Below are 19,400 nucleotides of genomic sequence, written 5' to 3' on the forward strand. Positions count from 1 at the left end.
ATGATTACTGTTAATCCACGAAATTTAAACCTTTGTTCTGGGCAAAAGGTGCTCGATTTGGGGTGTGGCGAAGGGCGCCACTCTATCCATTTAATGATCACTGATGACGTCGATGTCTACGGTATCGATCTGTGTCTCGATGATGTGCGTACTGCCAGTGAGCGCGCAGAACCGTTTAATAGTCCAGAACACGCCAAAGGGCGCCTACTACTCGGGGTTGCCAATGGCTTGCAGTTGCCATTTGCCGATGCCACCTTCGATGTGGTGATCTGTTCCGAGGTGCTGGAACATATCCCTGAATTCAAGGCCGTCCTAGCGGAAATTGACCGGGTGCTGAAGCCTGCGGGCGTATTTGCCGCCACGGTGCCTGCGTACTTCCCCGAGTGGATATGCTGGAAGCTCAGTGACGAATACCATCAGGTGGAGGGTGGGCATATCCGTATTTTTCGCGAGCGTGAATTGCGCCAGAGCATTGAAGCTTTGGGGCATCATCATTTTGCCCGCCATAAGGCCCATGCTCTGCACGCACCCTACTGGTGGTTGAAGTGTCTGTTCTGGAACAAGCCCAACTCCCGTCTTGTGGCGGCCTATCACCGTCTGCTGGTATGGGATTTGATGAAGCGACCTGCGCTCACTCGCGTGGCGGAAAAACTATTAAATCCGCTGTTGGGCAAGAGTATTGCCCTTTATTTTGTAAAGGCGGAGCAGAAAGCGTCGGAATCGCTGCGGCTGGCAGGGGAGGTGAGGTCGTGAGTGATTTGGCGATACCGCAGGTAAAGAGTACCAGTCTGTTTCCCTCTGGTTTTGTGCGCGATAGTGCCGCCTATATCCTCTCCCAGCAATTGCCCGATGGTTCTATTCCCTGGTTTGAGGGGCACTTTGCCGATCCTTGGGATCATGTTGAGGCGGCTATGGGGCTGGCCATTGCCGGTGAGTTTGCGGCCGCGGAAAGAGCCTATCGCTGGTTGGCAGATATCCAATTGGCCGATGGCAGCTGGTGGGCGGCTTATAAAAATGGAGCGGTCGATAACGGCGAGCGTCGGGAAACCAATTTTGTCGCCTATGTGGCCACCGGTATCTGGCACTACTACTTGATCAGCGGGGACAAGAAGTTTCTGCAGCGATACTGGCAAATGGTGGAGCGCGCTATCGATTTTGTGCTGGGGCTGCAGACAGAACATGGGGAAATCCACTGGGCCGTGGATGCCGATGGAAAGCCTAGAGAAGATGCTCTTATTACCGGGTGCGCCTCGGTTTACAAAAGCCTTGAGTGTGCAATCAATATTGCCTGCGAGCTGGATTGTGCACGACCGGAGTGGCAGCGGGGGCGCTCAGCTCTTGGTGAGGCCCTACAGCACAAGCCTGAGCGCTTTGATCGCACCTGGGAGAGTAAAGCGCGTTTTTCCATGGACTGGTTTTATCCGGTTCTGACGGGTGCAATTTCCGGTGAAGCGGCTCGTGCGCGTATACAGCAGCGTTGGGACGAATTTGTAGTGACCGGCTTGGGGTGTCGCTGTGTCAACGATGAACCCTGGGTGACTGTGGCGGAGTCTTGCGAGTTGACCATGGCATTACTCGCTTCCGGACAGCGGACGCGAGCCGAGATTATTTATCGAGGTCTACATCGCTGGCAGGACAGCGACGGAGGTTACTGGACCGGGTATGTCTACCGGGATGAAGCGGTTTGGCCGGAAGAAAAAACCACCTGGACGGTGGGAGCGATGCTGCTTGCGGCAGATGCGCTCGCCGACCTGACACCGGCGAGCGGACTGTTTACCTCGGTGCGCCTGTTGTCAGATACGGCGCAGGATGCCCAGGGTGTCGACTGTTTCGACCAGCTCGAACTGAGCGGAAGCCAAGGCTAGTTTGTAAATATCGTAGGGGGCCTGGCCGCCATCGGCCGGGTCGGGGAAAATATCGTGAATGGCCAGGTAGCCACCTGGGACTATGTGTCGAGACCAGCTGCGGTAATCAGTCATTGCGGCCTCCAGTGAGTGACCACCGTCAATAAATACCAGCCCCAGAGGGGTATTCCAGTGGCGTGCGGCCACTGCTGAAGAGGCAACCACCGGCACAACCCAATCTTCCAGTTCTGCCGCACGCATATTAGTGCGAAAAGTCCGGAAGCTGTCCATGAGTTTCACCTGTTGGTCAAACAGGGCTGGATCGTGATACTCCTCGCCCGGCTGGTGTTCCTCAGAACCGCGATGGTGATCTACGGCAAACACAACGCTGTCGGTCAGTTTGCAGGCTGAGGCCAGGTAAATGGTGGATTTGCCGCAGTAGCTACCTACTTCGAGGCAGGGGCCAAGACTGCTGGCCTCTGCGGCGAGATGGTAGAGGGCCTCCCCCTCGTGGGCGGCGAGGAATCCCTTGATGGCTCGGATATCGATGGGCAAATGAATGGACATAGTTTACTGCTTGCTTTTTTACTTGACCGAAACACTAAACCGGGGCTTGCACAAAAGCAATTGCGATTTTATAGGGGCAGCGTGCCTAAACAAATAGAAGTTAACTATGCGCAAGGATCATAGGCCTTACTGGCTAAAGCGCCTGCAGTTACGTTGGCGCAACTGGCGGACAAACTATTTTCTGATTCCACAGTTTGATGCCATTGGTGTCGAACCAGAGGTTATGGACCCCACTTCGGTACACGTATTTGGGAGTAATGTTCGCCTGGGTAATTATCCCCACCTGATTTCCAATGCGGAAAAATGTATCCGTTTTACAACTTTCGGGCACAAGGGCGGCGAGGCTTTTATTACCGTTGGGGACTATGTATTGATTTCTCCTGGGGTGCGTATTTCAGCGGCGCAGTCTATTGAAATTGGTGATGCCTGTATGATTGCGGCCAATGTCTATATTTCCGACTCCGATTGGCACGGCCTCTACAATCGCACCAGACCTTTTCGTTGTACTGCACCCGTGTGCCTCGGCAACAATGTCTGGATTGGTGATAGCGCGACGATTTGTAAGGGGGTAAGCATCGGAGACAATTCCGTTGTCGGCGCGGGCAGTGTTGTCACCAAAGATGTGCCGGCAAATACGGTAGTGGCCGGAAATCCGGCTAAGCCGGTAAAAACACTTAACCCCAAGCGGAGAATGATTACCCGCGCGGCGCTCTTTGCCGATGCTTTTCGCCAGGCGCATAATATGGATGAACTGGATAAATTAATGTTGAAAGACAATAGTTTGCTCGGCTGGCTGCGTGCGTTACTGTTTCCCCGGCGCGGCGATTAAAGGCCGGCCCGTTTTCCCTGTGGACAGGTGAGCTGATGAAAAAAATAAAAAGTATTATTCTGATCGGTATGCCCGGTGCCGGGAAGAGCACTCTGGGCGTTCTACTGGCAAAGGAATTGGCCCTGGATTTTATTGATACCGATGTGTTGATCCAGGCCCGCGAGGGTAAAACTTTGCAGGAAATAATAGCGGATAGTGACTATCTCAATCTGCGAGCTATTGAGGGCGAAGTCATCGCTACTGCTCAGTTGCCCAGGCACGTGGTTTCCACCGGGGGCAGTGCGGTGTATAGCGCGGAGGGAATGGCCAATTTGCGCGAGCAGGGAACGGTTGTTTTTTTGCAGTGCTCCGCAGATGAGCTGCGTCGGCGAATCCACAACTATGAAAGCCGTGGGATAGCCAAGGCACCGGAGCAGAGTTTTGAGGATTTATTTGCCGAGCGTCAGGCCCTGTACCGCAAATATGCAGATATTACGTTGAGCTGCGATGGACTGGATTTACAGCAGGCACTGGATGAGTTGCTGCAGAGGTTGCAGGGATAGTCTTTAAGGGTTTTGAGCCCCTTAGATAGGGGGCTCGAATTTGCGTTACTCTACAGCGGTAACTGGGTAGTATATTTTACTTGCTTAAGGGCAAAAGTGGAGTTTACTGAAGCGACATTGGGCAAATGCACCAGTGAGCGCTTCAGCAGTTGCTCATAGTGCTCAACGCTGTCTACTACTACACGCAGTACGTAGTCTTTGTCGCCACTGGTTGAATAGCACTCAACGACCTCCTGTACATCCTGCACTGCGGTTTCAAAATTGTTCAGGGATTCTTCATCGTGGTTGTGGATGGTCACATAACAGTATACGGTGACGCCTAGGTCCAATTTTCGCGGGTCCAGCAAAGTGACGCGGCCGCGAATAATGCCATCTGCCTCCAGTCTCTTGATGCGTCGCCAGCAGGGCGTGTGGGAGAGACCAACTTTGTCTCCGAGTTCCGCCATGGAATAATCGGCGTTCTCCTGCAGCGCTCGTAGAATCTTGCGGTCAAAATCATCCAGGTCTGTCGAACGCTTCATAAAGACTCCTATCCTATAAAAATTAGCTCGATCGAGATTTTCATCACAAATTTACGCACATTTACGTAAATAAAGCAATGCTCTGTTGCGCTTAACGAACTAGTATGACCTGACTAATCCGTTTCAGGCTGAAAGCTTTTTGTGATTCCCCGCCAAAAGACTTTTCAGGGTGGTGAAAAAATGTGCGCTTGGCTGATGCGGTGAAGTGATTCGGAAGAATAATGACTCATAACTCGAACCGGGTTTCGAGAAGAATAAATGACCGGAAATTAGGTGTATGACTGATAAAGTAGCCAGTCCCCAGCGCGTGGTGGACCCCCAGGTAAAGAAACAAATATCACTGGATGATCGCTATACCACTCTCAAAGGCCGTGTACTCCTCTCGGGAATACAGGCCCTGGTGCGCCTGCCTATTGACCAGATGCGCATGGACCAATCCCGCGGTCTGAATACCGCGACTTTTATTTCCGGTTATCGCGGCTCCCCCTTAGGTGGTTACGATTTACAGCTCTCCCGGGCCAAGAAGTTGCTGGACCAACACAATATTCGTTTCCAGCCTGGGGTGAATGAGGAGCTGGCCGCCACAGCTGTGTGGGGCTCCCAGCAAGTTGGCTTGTTCGACGGGGCCCGAGTGGATGGGGTCTGTGGTATTTGGTACGGCAAGACACCCGGTGTAGACCGCTCCTGTGACGCTTTCCGCCACGCTAATGCTGCGGGTTCCTCTCCAAAAGGTGGCGCATTGATTGTCGCCGGCGATGATCATGGCTGTAAATCCTCTTCCTATCCGGGCCAGTCAGAATTTGCTTTCGTGGATATGCATATTCCGGTGTTGAACCCCGCGACAGTGCAAGAGGTTTTGGATTATGGCCACTATGGCTTAGAGCTTTCCCGCTTTAGTGGATGTTGGGTAGCAATGATTACCTTGGCGGAAAATATGGACAGCTCCGCCACCGTGGAAGTGGATCCCCAGCGGGTGCAGTTTCACTACCCGGAGATCGAGCGCCCCACGGGCGGCCTCAATATTCGCAAACAAGATAATCCCCTTGAGCAGGAAGAGCGCCTTTGGCGCCACAAGCGTCCGGCGGCACTGGCGTTTGCCCGGGCTAACAAGTTGAATAAAGTGGTGCTGGAAAACCCCCAGGCCAGCCTCGGTATCGTTACTGCCGGCAAGGCTCACTTGGACCTGTTGCAGGCTTTCGAGGATATGGGTATTGATGAGGGGCAGGCCAGGCAGCTGGGTATCCGGATCCTCAAAGTTGGGATGAGCTATCCCCTCGACGTGCCCGGTATTCAGGAGTTTGCCCGTGGCCTGGATACCCTGCTGGTGCTGGAGGAAAAGCGCAGTCTGATGGAGGTACAGCTCAAAGAGGAGCTGTACAACGTACACCTTAAAGATCCTAACTTCCCGCGTATTCTCGGCAAAGTGGACGAGCACGACCAACCTCTGATGCCGGCTTATGGAGAGCTGTCCCCGGCTATTATTGCCCAGGTATTGGGCCTGATCCTGGATCAGGACAAGCTGGGCGAGCGCGGACAACACCGCTTGATGCGTCTCGATGCCCTGGCTCGGCGCATTGCTCAGCAAGCAGGTTCCAGTGTGTCGCGCCTGCCTATGTTTTGTGCTGGCTGTCCCCATAATCGCTCTACCAAGGTCCCAGAGGGTAGTCGCGCCCTCGCCGGTATCGGCTGCCACTATATGGCCCAGTGGCTGGATCGCGAGACCTTCACCTTTACCCAAATGGGCGCCGAGGGCGTCAATTGGGTGGGCCAGGCACCGTTCACTGATGAGAAACACGTGTTTGTGAACCTGGGGGATGGCACCTATTTCCATTCGGGTATCCTGGCGATTCGCGCTTCTGTCGCCGCCAAGGTGAATATCACCTACAAGATTCTCTTTAACGACGCCGTGGCTATGACGGGCGGTCAGCCCCACGACGGAGAGTTGGCACCGGATATGATTTGCCGTCAGGTGCTGGCGGAGGGCGTAGAAAAAGTCGTTCTGGTAATGGATAACCCGGATAAGTATCAGGGTGCTCTGAGCTTCCCCTCGGAAGTGGAGATCCGCCACAGGGATTACATGCCGGCGGTGATGGAAGAGCTGCGTGAAGTGGAAGGCTGTACAGTCATTATTTACGACCAGACCTGCGCCACTGAGCTGCGCCGCAAGCGCAAACGGGGGCTGTTGCCGCAGGCGGAGGGGCGCCCCTATATCAACGAACTGGTCTGTGAGGGGTGTGGCGATTGTGTGCAGCAGTCGAGCTGTATCGCTGTGGAAAAGGTTTCTACCACCCTGGGTGACAAGCGCCGCGTTAACCAGACCGGCTGTAACCAAGATCTGTCCTGTATCAATGGCTTCTGTCCCTCGTTTGTGACGGTAAAAGGCGGCCGCCTGGCTAAGGGGGCACGCGTTGGCGATGTGCTGCGTACAGAGGCGGATAAATTGCCGGCGCCGCAGCTTCCCGGTCTTGGCGAACCCTATAACTTCCTGGTAACAGGAGTTGGTGGTACGGGTGTTGTGACGATTGGTGCGCTATTGGCAATGGCTGCACATATAGAAGGCAAAGCCTGCAGTACCCTCGACCAGACCGGCCTTGCGCAAAAAGGGGGCGCGGTGTATTCCCATATCCGTTTTGCCGCCCAGCCCGATGCGTTGCAGGCGGTTCGGATTTCCGACGGCCGCGCCGATGCGCTGATGGCTTGTGATCTGATTGCTGCCGGCAACCTTGCCGCCTGTCTGGCCAAGCTGGATGAAACCCATAGCCGCGCGGTAGTGAATACTCACCTGAGCCCAACCGCCGCTACTGTTTTGGGGCGTGAAGATGCCCACTCCCCCCAAGCGGTTCTCGACACACTGAGCGACGCAGTTCGCGAACTGGATTCCATCGAGGCCCATCGTCTAACCAAATCTGCGTTGGGTGATACTCTTGCGGCCAATATATTCATGCTGGGCTTTGCTTGGCAAAAAGGCTTACTGCCACTCTCAGAGGAATCGCTGCTGCAGGCGATTAAGCTCAATGGCGTAGCGGTGGAGGCCAACCAGCAAGGGTTTGCCGCGGGGCGACTAGCCGCTGCGGATCGCAAGGTCTTGAATCGTCTTCTTGCCCATGACCGAAAGCCAGCGGCCTTACCGCAGGGGCTCGAAGAAGTGGTGGCCCACCGGATTGAACACCTGACTGGCTACCAAAATGAGCAGTTGGCTAGGCATTATCAGGGGCTGGTGGATAAGGTAAAAACCGCCGAGACTCTCAGGGTACCAGGAGGCCAGGCGCTTGCTGAGGTCGTCGCGCGAAATTATGCCAAGTTGCTCGCCTACAAAGATGAGTATGAAGTGGCGCGCCTCTATACGGATGGTCGTTTTACCCAGTCGCTAAAGGAAAATTTTAGTGGGGACTTTGAACTCGAATTTAATCTGGCTCCGCCGCTGCTGGCGCGTTTCGATAAGGTACTTGGGCGCCCCCGCAAAATGAAATTTGGTGGCTGGATGTTTAAAGCATTTAGCTTGCTGGCCAAGCTGAAGTTCCTGCGCGGAACAGCCCTGGATATTTTTGGCTATACTGCCGAGCGTCGAATGGAGCGGGCCTTGATTACAGAGTATGAACAGCTGGTTAACAAGGTAGTGAGTGGGTTGAACGAGCAAAATCACCAGGCGGCTATTGAATTGCTCAGCTACCCGGAGACGATTAAAGGCTACGGACATATCAAGGAGGCCAATGTGCTGGAGGCCAAGCAGCAGAGGGAGCAAGCGCTTAGCCTTTTTGAAAACCCCGCGCATAACACCGAGCGAGCTCGAAACGTTGAAATTTTCGATCCGGCCAAAGCCCAGCAAGTAGGCTAAATCGCTTTCCGGTAGCCGTTCTTGGTGATTTTCACCGAGGATGGCTTGCCGGAAACAGGAAATACTGCCTACCAGAACCCTTGCATACGCACGGCAAACTGTTTGGTTTGATCGCGGATAAAACGGTCATTTCCCAGTGTCACATTCACCATCAGACGCACTTTGGGATTGAAATAATAATTAAACCCAAAAACGAAGTTGCTGACTTTCATGTTGGGAATATCTTTATTTTCGATGGTGTCGTAGCGTGCGGTAACCTCGAAAGCCCCCTCGGGCGGTCTAGGTTTGATAGATCTGAAAACTCCACTTTTCTCATCGTAGGGTTTGTGCTGACCGGTGATGGCCCAGCTGCCAGTGATGTACCAGCTGTGTACGCTCTGGTCGCCAATAAAGCAGCCAGTGATGGGGTCGCAAAGAAAACTGGGTGGGCCGCCAAAGAAATCCCCGAAGGTGATTTCTGAGAGGTAAATATCGCCGGAAAAATTACCAAAAGCGTACTCTGACTGAGCGTAAAAAGGTCCGTAAGTGCCGGCTAATTCCAGCCCTAGAATCCATACTTCTCCGCCAGGTCTGCCCTGATAAAACTCATCGTCACCGAATTCGCCGAAGAAAAATTCTACCCCGCCGGGGCTCAGGGCTACCAACTGCTCGGGGCCGCGACGCCCGGCGTACTCAATCAAAGCCTCTCGTGGGAGAGTATCTTCATTGGCATCCTCATAGCTAAAGGATGCCCCCAGGTGTACTGTGCTGTCGAAATCGTTGATTGGTGCCCAGGTAAAGCGGGAAGCGGCCCCTACGCCTTCATTGCGGGGATCACCGGGGTTGCGCAGGTTGAATAGAGTGATCCCAAAAGTATGGCAGCACCAGTGGGTGTTCCAGCCAATTCCCTGTTGCCTGCCGCGATTGTCGAAAATACCAGCTGAAGAACCAAAGGATCGCTCCATCATGGTGATTTGATTGGATGAGGTCAGCTGGCTCATAGAGCGACTTGGCTTAAAATTTCCTATACGAAGATCGCCGTCAAAAATTTCCGTGCCCAGAAACACATCGCGAAGCCCCCCTGTTCCAGAAGAGGCGAAGTCTCTCTCCAATTTGTATTCCCATTCCCATAATTTCCCCCTCATTGTCAGTCGCACACGGCGAAAATCTGTGGTGTTTACCGGTTCTTCAAAGTTGTCGATAATTAAGAGCCTTTGTAGTTGGCCATCGTCCTTGTCAAAAAAGTACGTATCAAAATGGATACGTCCGCCGAGCTCAGCGGAAAAATTATCGTCTTCGGAGGTGATCTTGAGCCCGCCCTCGGTTTTAGCCTTATCGGCAATACTGGGTAAGGGGAAAAATACACAGGCTAGGGCGCAATATAGGCCGTAGTATTTCATTGGGTGCTCTCTGAAAACTGTTCTATCTACAGCGGCGTGTTGTTGCAGTTTAGCAAGCCCGTATGATCAGCTATTGGCTTTGCGCGGGTGGCGCACCAAAGTAGGCAGTGGTGGTGTGTGACTGGCGTTGATCCGCGACCTTGGTTCCAGGGGTGAGTCGATTTGGCTGCAGCCTGGTCATTAAACTAGATAAGCTTTCATCTCATTCATTGTTGCCAGCGCAACCTAGGTTTAGGTGTGCGCCTCAAAGGGTATTCATTGCCCCGCGCCGGCCAGTGGCCGGCGCGGTAAGCTCTTATGCTGAATTACTCTGGTTGATTAGCGGATAACTCAGATGCGTTCCAGTTTATAACCCTCTTTTTTCATCCGTTCCACGATGCTGCCTTGCCCAACTAGGTGGCCGGCACCGACAATTACAAAGAAAGAGGAGTAGTTCGGTGCCTTGGACATAATTCGCTCGGCCATCTTTTCATTACGTTGGAAAAACAGTTTGTCGTAAAGTGGTTTGTATTCGGGGTTTTCTGTGAGTCCATCGAGAATGATCAGGCGGTTGAGGGTGTCCTGATCCCCCGCTTTCCAGGCATTGGTGACCTGTGGCAAGAAGGTAGAGATGTCTTCCAGTTGCTCAAGGGTTTGCTGTAGCAAGAGGGCGGGATTATCCAGGCCGTTTAAAAGCTGGAATTGCTGCAATACGCCTTCCAGCTCCAAAACTGGTTTGCCATCTTTTTTGGCTTTACTCAAAAAGTGTCGGTCGATACCCAGTTCCGGGTTGAGGCCGTAAGCCTGCATTTCAATCATGCTCATGGTAATCATGGCGATAGCGGGACGCTGCCGAATAAATATAGCTTCGGGTATATTGCGTTTGTGCATCCACGCCTGCAGTTTCTTGTATAAATCTGGGGGTAGATCGTCGCGCAGACTGCGCTCTCCATGGTAAACCGATTCCATCCTGATTTTTTGTTGCGTTATCACGTCAGTTTCAACCGCGAGGACATCGGCTTCAACGGCAATGGCATCACTGTTGGCATAGGCGCGTTCTATTCGGGAGCGCATCGGATAAAAATCTTCTGTTGCCAAGTGGATGGATCCGAGCAGGTAGACAGTTTTTTCCTTTTTGGTGGCTTTCCATAAAATACCTTGGTCAATCTCGGCGGCAGAGGCAAAACCAACAAACACAATAAGAGCAAGAGTGATCGACAGCTTTAGATAGCGATGAAACATTGCTTTTCCCTGAATATATTGAAGCAAAAGATATTAGCACTGGTTAAGCCCGCCTCACACCTGGCGATGGAAGAAGGCAAATTGGCCGTAAAAGACGATTTTGTTGCAAGTCTGTGTGGAATTTACTGGGAAATTATTCTTGTGAGGGTCAAAATGCATCCTTTGTTCCACTTTTGCGGTATGTATTTTGAGAATTGTACAAGTCTGGCCTGAATTAGAGCCTGGGGATACAGGAAAGGCCGCACTGGAATTTATACAGGAGTTGACTCGGCAGGGTGTTAAGCCTGTTGTCATCTCGGCTGGTGGGGCGCTGGTAGCGCGTCTCGAGTTACATGGGATCCAGCATACTCAACTGCCTTTGAACAAGAGGCCCATTTTAGCTATAGCCATGGTGCGTCGCTTACGTAATGCTCTGCAGGGTTTAAATGCCGATGTTATCCATGTGCATGGCCGCTTGGCGGCCCAACTGGTTTGGCGTGCTTGGCGCGGCATGGAGGAAAGTGCGCGTCCCAGTCTTGTTACCCATGTTGACCAATATTATTTGCCCAATCGCAGGGATGCGGGGCTGACTGGTGGTCACTCCGTAATTGTATCCTCTCAGGGAATAGCCGATCATCTGCGGGAGCACTACGGAGAGAAGTTGGCAGAGCCGGTAGCGGTGGTGCACCAGGGAATCAGCTCCCGGGAGTTCGATCGCAGCAAGCCTATTCCGAGCCAGTGGCATTTGCGACTTCTTAATAGCTACCCGCAACTGGAAGGTAAAAACTGGTGGCTTTACTCGGGCTCTCTATCGGAAGAGGGGGAGCTGGATGTGTTTTTGCAGGCTCTGGCACACGCTGTCAATCGCAGTGAAAATTTGTTCGGTCTGGTAGTGGGCGCGCTGCGAGAAGACGATTTGCGCTATGTGCGTAAACTCGAACAGCAGGCCCGTGAACTGGGACTGGAGGGGCGGGTGTTATTTCTGGGGGATAGGAAAGATTTGCGGGAGCTCTATGCTTCCTCACAACTGACCTTTTGCCTGGACGGTGCAAAGGAACCAAGTGGCAAGAGCGCTATACAGGCTTTGGCAATGGGCTGCCCGGTACTTGCCTATAGGGATAGCTGTGCGGGAGAGATACTTGCGCGCTGTTTCCCTGAAGGGATGGTTGAGCGAGAGAGCCCTTCGACTTTATCCGAAGTGGGCCTGGCTCTGATGGCGCGGGGCGCTAAGGCGGAGCTGTATGGTTTTTTCTATGAGGATGCCGTGAAGCAGACGGTGAGCTTTTACCGATCACTGCGTGATTTTTCATTGATGGGTGAGGCCTAACCTTTGTTCTCTAGAAACTAAAATGACCATTGATTGAGGCGAAATCAAAACCAGGGTTGGGGACATTGGTATAGCCATTGGAAAAGTGGCTGTAGCGCAGGGACAGCGTATGACCACTGGTAAATCGGTAGCCGAGCGCAAAGTGCAGGGCAAAATTCACTTTGGTGCTGAGTTGAATATCGCCAAACTCGCGCTGACTTAAATAGGAGGCCCCGACACCGGCTTCAGCAAAACTGCCCAGGGGTTCGTTTTGCGGATACCAGCGCAGCACTGGTTTGATTTCGATGATGTTTTGTTGTTGCGTTTCACCGAGGTGTTCCAGGCGCAGATATGAATAACTGCCTTGGCCCCACCACTGCCAAGAATTATTTGCGCTGTTGGAAGAGCTGAACAGGTAGGAGTAGTTCACACCAGCCGCTTTCGCCGTAGAGTTGGCATCCCGTTGCATCAGCACACTTCCCAACCCCTTCCCGGCGCTGATGATTATTTCCTGCCCCGCAAAAGCAATTGGTGAGCAGGAGAGGGTGCAGGTGAAGAGAAAAATACAGCCAACTACTGTGTTGTCACTTACGCGCTTTAAAAAATATTTGTTCATGGATTGTGGGGTGATAATTACACAAAAACGTACCTAAGGTGACTCTGCAAAATTCCGAAGTATTTCCGCGGAACTTTAATACCGCGTCTCACGTCTTTAGCTGCCAAGCCACACCCGGTTGAGCTTTCAGGGGGAATCACGCCCAATATTACGGCTTCATGAAAGGTCTGGGTATTCCTGCGAAGCCACGTCCCGATTGTGAGCAGCGTTGAAAGCCAAAAAAGTATTACGGAATAATTTAGAGCTTCTCTAAGACTAGTGGGAAAGTGATTGATGGCAAGCGCACTGGGTGCCGTTCGCCATCGGCTTCCTCTTGTTTGATTCGGCTTGAAATCCGCCCTCATTTTTTATGGCTTGGGGAGCCTCTGAACAAGTCCTTAATTTCTTCGCAGCCTGCAGGGCTACCCTTTCCTATTCCTAAATTATTCAGAGGCTTCTCGAGCTGCTAGCGCCACTGTCGCTTTAGTTGACGGATAGCATCGGAGTGTAATTGACGCGCGCGCTCCTGGCTAAGACCCAGCTGCTCACCGATGACACGGAAAGAGCAATCCCTGTCTGAGATCAGTCCATAGCGCAGATTTAGAACCGTCCTCTGGCGAGCGGGTAGTCGGTCGACCGCTTCGCGTAGACGCTCAGCCAGTTCTTGATTGGTTACCAGCTCATCGGTGTTGTAGAGTTCATCGGCGGGGGCGTAATCCAGGCGGGTGCTGCTCTGGTCGTCTGCGACAGGGTCGTCCAGGGAGCCTGTGGGACCAGGCAGCTTGAGTAAGCTCTGGATACGTTCGAGATCCAGACCTGTGTGTCTGGCTAGGTTTTCATCCGAGGCGGGTTGTCCCAGAGCGCGGACCTCACCGATTGCCCGGTAAATCGCCCGCAGGTCATCCTGGACATTGGCTGGCTGGCGAACCAGGTCCTCATTGCGGCGCATAGCCAGCTGTATTTCTTGCTGAATCCACCAGTATGCATAGGTTGAGAAGCGGTATCCCATTTGCGGTTTGAAACGCTCAATCGCTTTCATCAAGCCGACATTGCCTTCCTGAATTAAATCAATAAAAGGCACGGAGGGATTGCGGAAGCGTTTGGCTATGGCGATAACCAGACGCAAATTGCACTGGATGAGTTTTTTGCGTTGCGCCTGAAAACGCCTGAGTAGCCCGCCAAGTCTGCTTCTTTCCCGCCGCGTGAGCTCGTCGAGAGTCAGTACCTTCTCCGTATGGGCTATGATCAAACCGTGATCATAGGCGCCAGTGCTACCGCGTTGCTCCACTCCCTCGCTGCGCAACTGCACAAGCTCGGTACCACTCTGTTGCAATCTCTCGATGAGAGTATCCTCAAGATCACGCAGCAGGCAGGTGGTGCTGTGTTCCTCCTCGGGGGTGAGTAATTCAAGCCGGTAGAGGTGCTTGAGATAGCTCTGCATTGGGGTACTGCCGCTTTCGCTCAGTGGTTCCCCAGTTGAATGAATCTCTTCGACATCGGGTCCGGAATCTTCTGCCGGGCCACGACTTTCCGCATTGGAGCAGGAATCGGAGAGGGCGTTGTCTGTATCCTTCAGCCAGTCTTCATCCCTTGAGTAGAAATTTTCTCGGGACAAGTGCTTTAACCTTCTGTTGACTGCGTGAACGATATGTCTCGTTTGGTCTCTCCAGGCGCTTTGGCGTTCATTTCACCTTAACAATAGTTGAAGGTTGAATATGACGCCTGAATAAGGCTGACTCGCGGGTTTTTTTGGAAGGGATAAGGTTAAGGTGAAGTATCGCTGGGTGGCGCGGGTGCTGCCCTGAAGTGTCAGCACCTTGGTGTGGGGAAGAGGGCCTATTTCAGGCGCCTGAACCGCATTTTCTTCCCGCCTTGGGTAGGCTTCATAAAGAAGGAGCCGAACATGGCGCGTTCCACTATAACGAGATCGCCGGCCTGCCAGAATATGCGGCCAGTATCATTCTGCTTCCAAATGTGGCCGTTCTCCAGGGTGACGATCTTTTTATCGTGGGCGCCGTCCTGGATATCTGCGATTTTTGCTTCGATCGACTCTGGAGCTTCGACAATTTGCTTCAATTCCTGGCCAAAATCTTGTTCGGCGCGTTTCTCGAGAGAGAGGCTCAACTTGTCATAGCAGGACAACCGGTCCGTATTGGTTGTTATTTCAGGGCACTCTTTGAGTTACTTACCAAGAGAATTGGCGGAAATGGTGGGGGCGAGTAGGGTCAGCAGGGAGGCTATAAAAATTCGTTTCAAGACTATTTATCGCATTATTTGCCAAGTGTGGCCTTTATTTTGCCGGAGCGGCTCGTGATGGACAATTGGATTTGTGCGCCTCAGCACGCTTTTAATGGAACCCGCATGGAAAAATAGCTTCAATAGCGTTGTGCCGATTAGCCGCGTAAAGGGCTTCAATTCGGCTTAGCTGCCATAGCGGTACTTGTCTTGAGGGTTTCGCAAGTATCTGGCTATTGGTTGGGTTTAAATTATAGGCAAAACTATCCAGGGGCGGAAAAATGAAAAGTCTTATCACTCCCGCAGTGTTATTGGCTACTGCAGGTTACCTCGGTATGGAGGGGTTAAGCCTCTCATTTTCAGGCGAGGCTTTTGCCTCGGCGGGAGTGGTCACGGTGTCCCAAACTCAACAGGGGCAGGGTGTGGAGCGGGAATTTTCCGGCAGCGGCGGCAAGAAGGGAGAGATACTCGGCGGCAGTGAGATGATGGAGTTTGATGGGGATGTTTTTGCTGATGTTCCTGAGCAGACTGAAATAGGCGATAGAGCAGGGCAAGGGCAGAGAAGCCAGTCGGGAGAAGATTCCCCAGGTAAGCGCCAGGGTTAATGTTTACCGCTATTGATCATAATAAAAAACCGGGTGCCACCCGGTTTTTTATTATCGGCATTATTTAGCGCTTTTGGGCGCTGAAATGTTTGCCGCTTTGGTTCCGGCTGTCATCGCCCATCAAATATAAGTATGTGGGCATAATTTCTTCCGGGGTGGCTACGGATTTGGGGTTTTCTGCGGGATAGGCCGTTGCGCGCAGGGCCGTGCGTGTGGCGCCTGGGTTGAGGCTGTTTACCCGAATATTCGAGACCCCTTCCAGCTCATCGGCGAGTACCTGCATCAGTCCTTCCGTGGCGAACTTTGATACAGAGTAGGCGCCCCAGTACGCCCGTCCTTTCACGCCAACACTGGAACTGGTGAATATCACCGACCCAGCTTCAGATTTTTCCAGCAGTGGTAACAGCGACTTGGTGAGTCCAAATGCTGCGTTCACGTTAACCTGCATCACCTGTTGCCATGTGGAGAAATTGTAACTTGTCAGGGGGGTGCGCTGTCCGAGCAGGCCTGCATTGTGAAGCAGGCCATCGAGGCGGCCAAACTCCTGATCGATCGCCTCGGCGAGATTTTCAAAATTTTCTATGCGGGCTTCACTGAGGTCCATGGGGAAAATAGCCGGCTGCGCCCCTCCGGCGGCTTCAATCTCGTCGTAGACCATTTCGAGTTTGGGGGTGGTGCGGCCCAGTAGTATCACGGTGGCCCCGTGAGCAGCGAAAGTTTTCGCGGCTGTTTTTCCAATGCCGTCTCCGGCGCCGGTAACGAGTATGATTTTATCTTTCAGTAGGTTGGAGGGCGCGACATAGTCGCCGGCAAATTCAGACATGAAAAATCCTGATGCTGGCGCCCAGCATCGGGCCGGGCATGATTTCGAAAGTTAAATATAGTGTTGCTGTAGCAGGGGCCAGATTTCATCCACTGAGCTGACCAAGTGATCGGCACCCCAGTTGGCGGGGTTGTCAGAGGCATCGATATAACCGTACGCACAGGCAATGGTGGGCATGCCCGCACGCTGACCGGCAATAATATCCCGTTGGTGATCGCCGATATAGACCGCCTCCCCTGGAGTGCAGCCTATTTTGCTGCAGGCGAGCAAAATCGCTTCGGGATCCGGTTTGGATTTGCTCACATGATCGGGGCAAATAACCGTGGAGGCCGGTGGCAGGTATTCAAATGCCTGCATAAGTGGGACAGTGAATGCCTCTGGTTTATTGGTAACAATGCCCCAGGGGATTTCATTTTGTGCGAGTGTGTCGAGCAAGGGTTCTATGCCGGGGAAAGGCACGGTTTGCTCAGCCAGGTGGGCCAAGTAAAGGTCTAGTAGGCGCTGCAATAGGCTGGAAAATTCGGGGTCGCCCTCCTGCTTACCAAACCCCAGGGTAACGAGGGCCCGAGAGCCGCTCGAAACGGTGCCGCGGATAACCTGATCGGGCAGGGGGGGCAGCTGCTCCTGCTGTCGCAACTGGTTGAGCACGACGATAAAGTCCGGTGCGGTGTCGAGGAGAGTACCATCCAGGTCAAATAAAACAGCTTTCATTGTATGGTTCGCTTCGCTTACTCGGGTTTGCTGGCATACATCAGGTAGTTGACGTCGACATCGCGGGGATTGAGTTTATAAGTGCGTGTCACCGGGTTGTAGGTCATGCCGGTCATATCGCGCAGCTCCAGGTCCGCCTCGCGCAACCAGGCCCCCATTTCTGAGGGGCGGATAAACTTGCTGTATTCATGGGTGCCTTTGGGTAGTAAGCGTAGGATATATTCCGCTCCCACCACTCCGAAAAGCCAGCCTTTGGGAGTGCGATTAATGGTCGAGAAAAATAGGTGGCCGCCTGGTTTGACGAGCTTTGCACAGGCGCGGATTACCGAGGATGGATCGGGCACATGTTCGAGCATTTCCAGGCAGGTAACGACGTCATAGCTACCCGGTTGTTCCTCGGCAAGTGCCTCCACGGCGATTCGTTGGTAATCCACATTTACGCCGCTTTCGAGTGCATGGAGTTTGGCGACGTTGAGAGGCGCTTCCCCCAAATCAATACCTGTAACGGTTGCGCCTCTTTGCGCCATGGCCTCGGTTAGAATGCCCCCACCGCAACCGACATCCAACAGTTTTTTGCCGGCCACTAAAGCATGCCTATCAATATAGTTGGCACGCAATGGGTTGATTTCATGGAGCGGTTTAAACTCGCCTTCTTTATCCCACCAGCGGCTGGCGAGCTGCTCGAATTTGGCGATTTCCGCGGGATCTACATTACTCATGAATTTCTCTGCAAACTCCGTCGCTGTTAACCCGGCAAATAAGCCAGCGGGTTAAGGCGGCACAACAGCGTGCCCTCACCGGCTGCTGGCCGGCGCAAGCCTGTGAAATACCGGTAGGTTCGCTTGGCGGCGCCAGTACTTCGCGGGCGGTAATAAAGCCGGTGAGGGTTCATCGGTTTTATTGTCTGATTAATGGATAGCCGGTTGTTTTCAGTGGCTGAAACGCGGCGATCAAATCGCGGCTAGCGCGAATGGCCGGAGATTCTATCACGCCACAGTTGTGCCCGCTGGATTACCTCTGTCTCGTTCAGGGTGAGCAACTGGCGTTCTCTCAATAATTGTTTTCCCGCCACCCAAACATCGCTGACATTGTGGCCTCCGCCGGCGTAAATGAGTTGAGACATGGGGTCGTGTACTGGTTGTTGCTCCAGGCCGGCCAGATTGATTGCGGCGATATCGGCGCTCTTGCCGGTTTCCAGGCTACCGGTCTCCTCTTCAATGCCCAGTGCGCGGGCACCGTTGATGGTGGCCATTGCCAGGGCCTGGTGTGCGGGTAGTGCGGTAGCCTTGCCGCTGACAGCCTTGGCCAGTAGCGCGGCGGTATTGGCTTCGGCAAACAAGTCCTGGCTGTTGTTGCTGGCGGCACCGTCAGTGCCCAGTGACACATTGATACCGGCATCGAGCATCTCCATGGTGGGGCAGAAGCCCGAGGCAAGTTTGAGGTTGGATGATGGGCAGTGGGCCACGTGCGCACCGCTGGTTTTTAACAGTTCTATATCCCGCTCATTGGTCGCAACCATGTGCACACAGAGGGTCTGTGGATTCATCAGGCCCAGGCGCTGCAGTCGCTCGGTGGGGCGTTCACCATTTTGCTTTAAGGCCGTTTCCACTTCCTGGTAAGTCTCGTGCAAATGTATTTGCACGGGAATTTGTGCCTCGGCGGCGCACACAGCAATCTTTTCCAGGGTCTGGTCGCCAACCGTGTAGGGCGCATGTGGCGCAAAGACGACTTCGATGCGTTCATGGGCGCGGTAATCGTCGCGCAGGGTCAACCCCTTGTGCAGGGCTTCTTCGGCGTGTCGGCTCCAGGGGGTGGGTACATCCAGCACGGGGAAGGCGATGTGCGCGCGGATACCGGTTTCCCGCGCGGCGATAGCAACGGCCTCCGGGAAAAAGTACTGGTCGGAGAAGGTCGTGGTGCCCGAGCGCAACATCTCGGCAATGGCGTGGCGGCTGCCATCGGCGACAAACTGGGGTCCAACCCAGCGCTCTTCCGCGGGCCAGATGTGCTGTTCCAGCCACTCCTTGAGCGGGCGGTCATCGGCATAGCCGCGCAGCAGTGTCATTGGAGCGTGGTTGTGGGTATTGATTAGCCCCGGAATCAGGGCGTGCTGCCCGAGTTCCACTTCCTGTTTTGCCTTGAAGCGAATCTTGGCCTCTGAAGAAGGCAGCAGGGCGGTGATGCGTCCCTGTTCTATGGCTAGAGAGCAATTTTCGTACACTTTTTGTGTGGGGATCACTGGGATAATCCAGCGTGCGTGAATCAGGGTGTCTATGGGTTGGAGCATGGGAACTTGGCAGCGGCGGTTAGGGTGGAGTTTTACTTTAGCGGCAGAGTTGGCCTGCGGCAACAGGGGCCTGGAGACGCTTCAGAAGTGCGTGGGGGCAGCCTCCAAAGGCGTCAAACTG

Annotated in this window: 18 protein-coding genes; 7 read left to right on the forward strand and 11 right to left on the reverse strand. The window is 53.5% G+C overall.

Annotation, left to right across the window (positions count from 1 at the left end; translation table 11 throughout):
• Window positions 1-753, forward strand: a complete 753-nt coding sequence (locus ACCI51_RS16765) for a class I SAM-dependent methyltransferase (protein ID WP_371844597.1) — start codon at window positions 1-3, stop codon at window positions 751-753.
• Window positions 750-1,865 carry a prenyltransferase/squalene oxidase repeat-containing protein gene (locus ACCI51_RS16770; RefSeq protein ID WP_371844599.1) on the forward strand — a complete coding sequence of 372 codons (1,116 nt, stop codon included), beginning with the start codon at window positions 750-752 and terminating at the stop codon, window positions 1,863-1,865. Before ACCI51_RS16765 ends, ACCI51_RS16770 begins: the two co-directional genes overlap by 4 nt.
• Here ACCI51_RS16770 and ACCI51_RS16775 read toward each other — a convergent pair.
• Entirely contained in the window at window positions 1,794-2,411 is a 618-nt protein-coding gene (locus ACCI51_RS16775; protein WP_299585021.1) for a class I SAM-dependent methyltransferase, read from the reverse strand. The genes ACCI51_RS16770 and ACCI51_RS16775 overlap by 72 nt on opposite strands.
• Window positions 2,412-2,517: 106 nt before the next feature.
• On the opposite strand from ACCI51_RS16775, the gene ACCI51_RS16780 reads away from it, so the two are divergent.
• Window positions 2,518-3,240 (forward strand): acyltransferase, encoded by a 723-nt coding sequence (locus ACCI51_RS16780; protein ID WP_371844601.1) that lies wholly within the window; start codon window positions 2,518-2,520, stop codon window positions 3,238-3,240.
• 35 nt (window positions 3,241-3,275) lie between these two features.
• The gene (locus ACCI51_RS16785; RefSeq protein ID WP_299585017.1) at window positions 3,276-3,782 is read left to right on the forward strand and encodes a shikimate kinase; all 507 of its coding nucleotides are present in this window, start codon (window positions 3,276-3,278) and stop codon (window positions 3,780-3,782) included.
• Between the two features lie 50 nt (window positions 3,783-3,832).
• Here ACCI51_RS16785 and ACCI51_RS16790 read toward each other — a convergent pair whose 3' ends face one another.
• Entirely contained in the window at window positions 3,833-4,303 is a 471-nt protein-coding gene (locus ACCI51_RS16790) for an Lrp/AsnC family transcriptional regulator (protein WP_299585015.1), read from the reverse strand.
• 277 nt (window positions 4,304-4,580) lie between these two features.
• On the opposite strand from ACCI51_RS16790, the gene ACCI51_RS16795 reads away from it, so the two are divergent.
• Window positions 4,581-8,138 carry an indolepyruvate ferredoxin oxidoreductase family protein gene (locus ACCI51_RS16795; RefSeq protein WP_371844602.1) on the forward strand — a complete coding sequence of 1,186 codons (3,558 nt, stop codon included), beginning with the start codon at window positions 4,581-4,583 and terminating at the stop codon, window positions 8,136-8,138.
• A gap of 68 nt (window positions 8,139-8,206) precedes the next feature.
• On the opposite strand, the gene ACCI51_RS16800 is transcribed toward ACCI51_RS16795, so the two are convergent.
• Window positions 8,207-9,517, reverse strand: coding sequence for an OprO/OprP family phosphate-selective porin (locus ACCI51_RS16800; protein ID WP_371844603.1), 1,311 nt, complete (start codon window positions 9,515-9,517; stop codon window positions 8,207-8,209).
• A 330-nt stretch (window positions 9,518-9,847) separates the two neighbouring features.
• Window positions 9,848-10,738 (reverse strand): TraB/GumN family protein, encoded by an 891-nt coding sequence (locus ACCI51_RS16805; protein WP_371844605.1) that lies wholly within the window; start codon window positions 10,736-10,738, stop codon window positions 9,848-9,850.
• Window positions 10,739-10,925: 187 nt separating this feature from the next.
• On the opposite strand from ACCI51_RS16805, the gene ACCI51_RS16810 reads away from it, so the two are divergent.
• Window positions 10,926-12,044, forward strand: a complete 1,119-nt coding sequence (locus tag ACCI51_RS16810; RefSeq protein ID WP_371844606.1) for a glycosyltransferase family 4 protein — start codon at window positions 10,926-10,928, stop codon at window positions 12,042-12,044.
• A 10-nt stretch (window positions 12,045-12,054) separates the two neighbouring features.
• Here the strand turns inward: ACCI51_RS16810 and ACCI51_RS16815 are convergent, their stop codons facing one another.
• From ACCI51_RS16815 to ACCI51_RS16825, 3 genes are all read right to left on the reverse strand, one after another.
• A complete protein-coding gene (locus tag ACCI51_RS16815) occupies window positions 12,055-12,492 on the reverse strand; it encodes an acyloxyacyl hydrolase (protein ID WP_299585116.1) in 438 nt (145 codons plus the stop codon).
• Between the two features lie 592 nt (window positions 12,493-13,084).
• Complete coding sequence (locus ACCI51_RS16820; RefSeq protein ID WP_299585004.1) at window positions 13,085-14,233, reverse strand: sigma-70 family RNA polymerase sigma factor; 1,149 nt, start codon at window positions 14,231-14,233, stop codon at window positions 13,085-13,087.
• A gap of 221 nt (window positions 14,234-14,454) precedes the next feature.
• Complete coding sequence (locus ACCI51_RS16825) at window positions 14,455-14,742, reverse strand: hypothetical protein (RefSeq protein ID WP_371844607.1); 288 nt, start codon at window positions 14,740-14,742, stop codon at window positions 14,455-14,457.
• Window positions 14,743-15,134: 392 nt separating this feature from the next.
• On the opposite strand from ACCI51_RS16825, the gene ACCI51_RS16830 reads away from it, so the two are divergent.
• A complete protein-coding gene (locus ACCI51_RS16830) occupies window positions 15,135-15,458 on the forward strand; it encodes a hypothetical protein (protein ID WP_371844609.1) in 324 nt (107 codons plus the stop codon).
• 64 nt (window positions 15,459-15,522) lie between these two features.
• Here the strand turns inward: ACCI51_RS16830 and ACCI51_RS16835 are convergent, their stop codons facing one another.
• The 4 genes from ACCI51_RS16835 to ACCI51_RS16850 all read right to left on the reverse strand — a co-directional run bounded on the left by ACCI51_RS16835 (window position 15,523) and on the right by ACCI51_RS16850 (window position 19,279).
• Entirely contained in the window at window positions 15,523-16,281 is a 759-nt protein-coding gene (locus tag ACCI51_RS16835) for a YciK family oxidoreductase (RefSeq protein WP_299584999.1), read from the reverse strand.
• A 51-nt stretch (window positions 16,282-16,332) separates the two neighbouring features.
• Window positions 16,333-16,992, reverse strand: a complete 660-nt coding sequence (locus ACCI51_RS16840; RefSeq protein ID WP_299584998.1) for an HAD family hydrolase — start codon at window positions 16,990-16,992, stop codon at window positions 16,333-16,335.
• A gap of 17 nt (window positions 16,993-17,009) precedes the next feature.
• Entirely contained in the window at window positions 17,010-17,711 is a 702-nt protein-coding gene (gene ubiG / locus ACCI51_RS16845) for a bifunctional 2-polyprenyl-6-hydroxyphenol methylase/3-demethylubiquinol 3-O-methyltransferase UbiG (RefSeq protein WP_371844611.1), read from the reverse strand.
• A gap of 242 nt (window positions 17,712-17,953) precedes the next feature.
• Window positions 17,954-19,279 (reverse strand): TRZ/ATZ family hydrolase, encoded by a 1,326-nt coding sequence (locus ACCI51_RS16850; protein ID WP_371844613.1) that lies wholly within the window; start codon window positions 19,277-19,279, stop codon window positions 17,954-17,956.
• Between the last annotated feature and the right edge of the window lie 121 nt (window positions 19,280-19,400).

The sequence above is a fragment of the Microbulbifer echini genome, from assembly GCF_041447225.1.
Classification (GTDB): Bacteria; Pseudomonadota; Gammaproteobacteria; order Pseudomonadales; family Cellvibrionaceae; genus Microbulbifer; species Microbulbifer echini.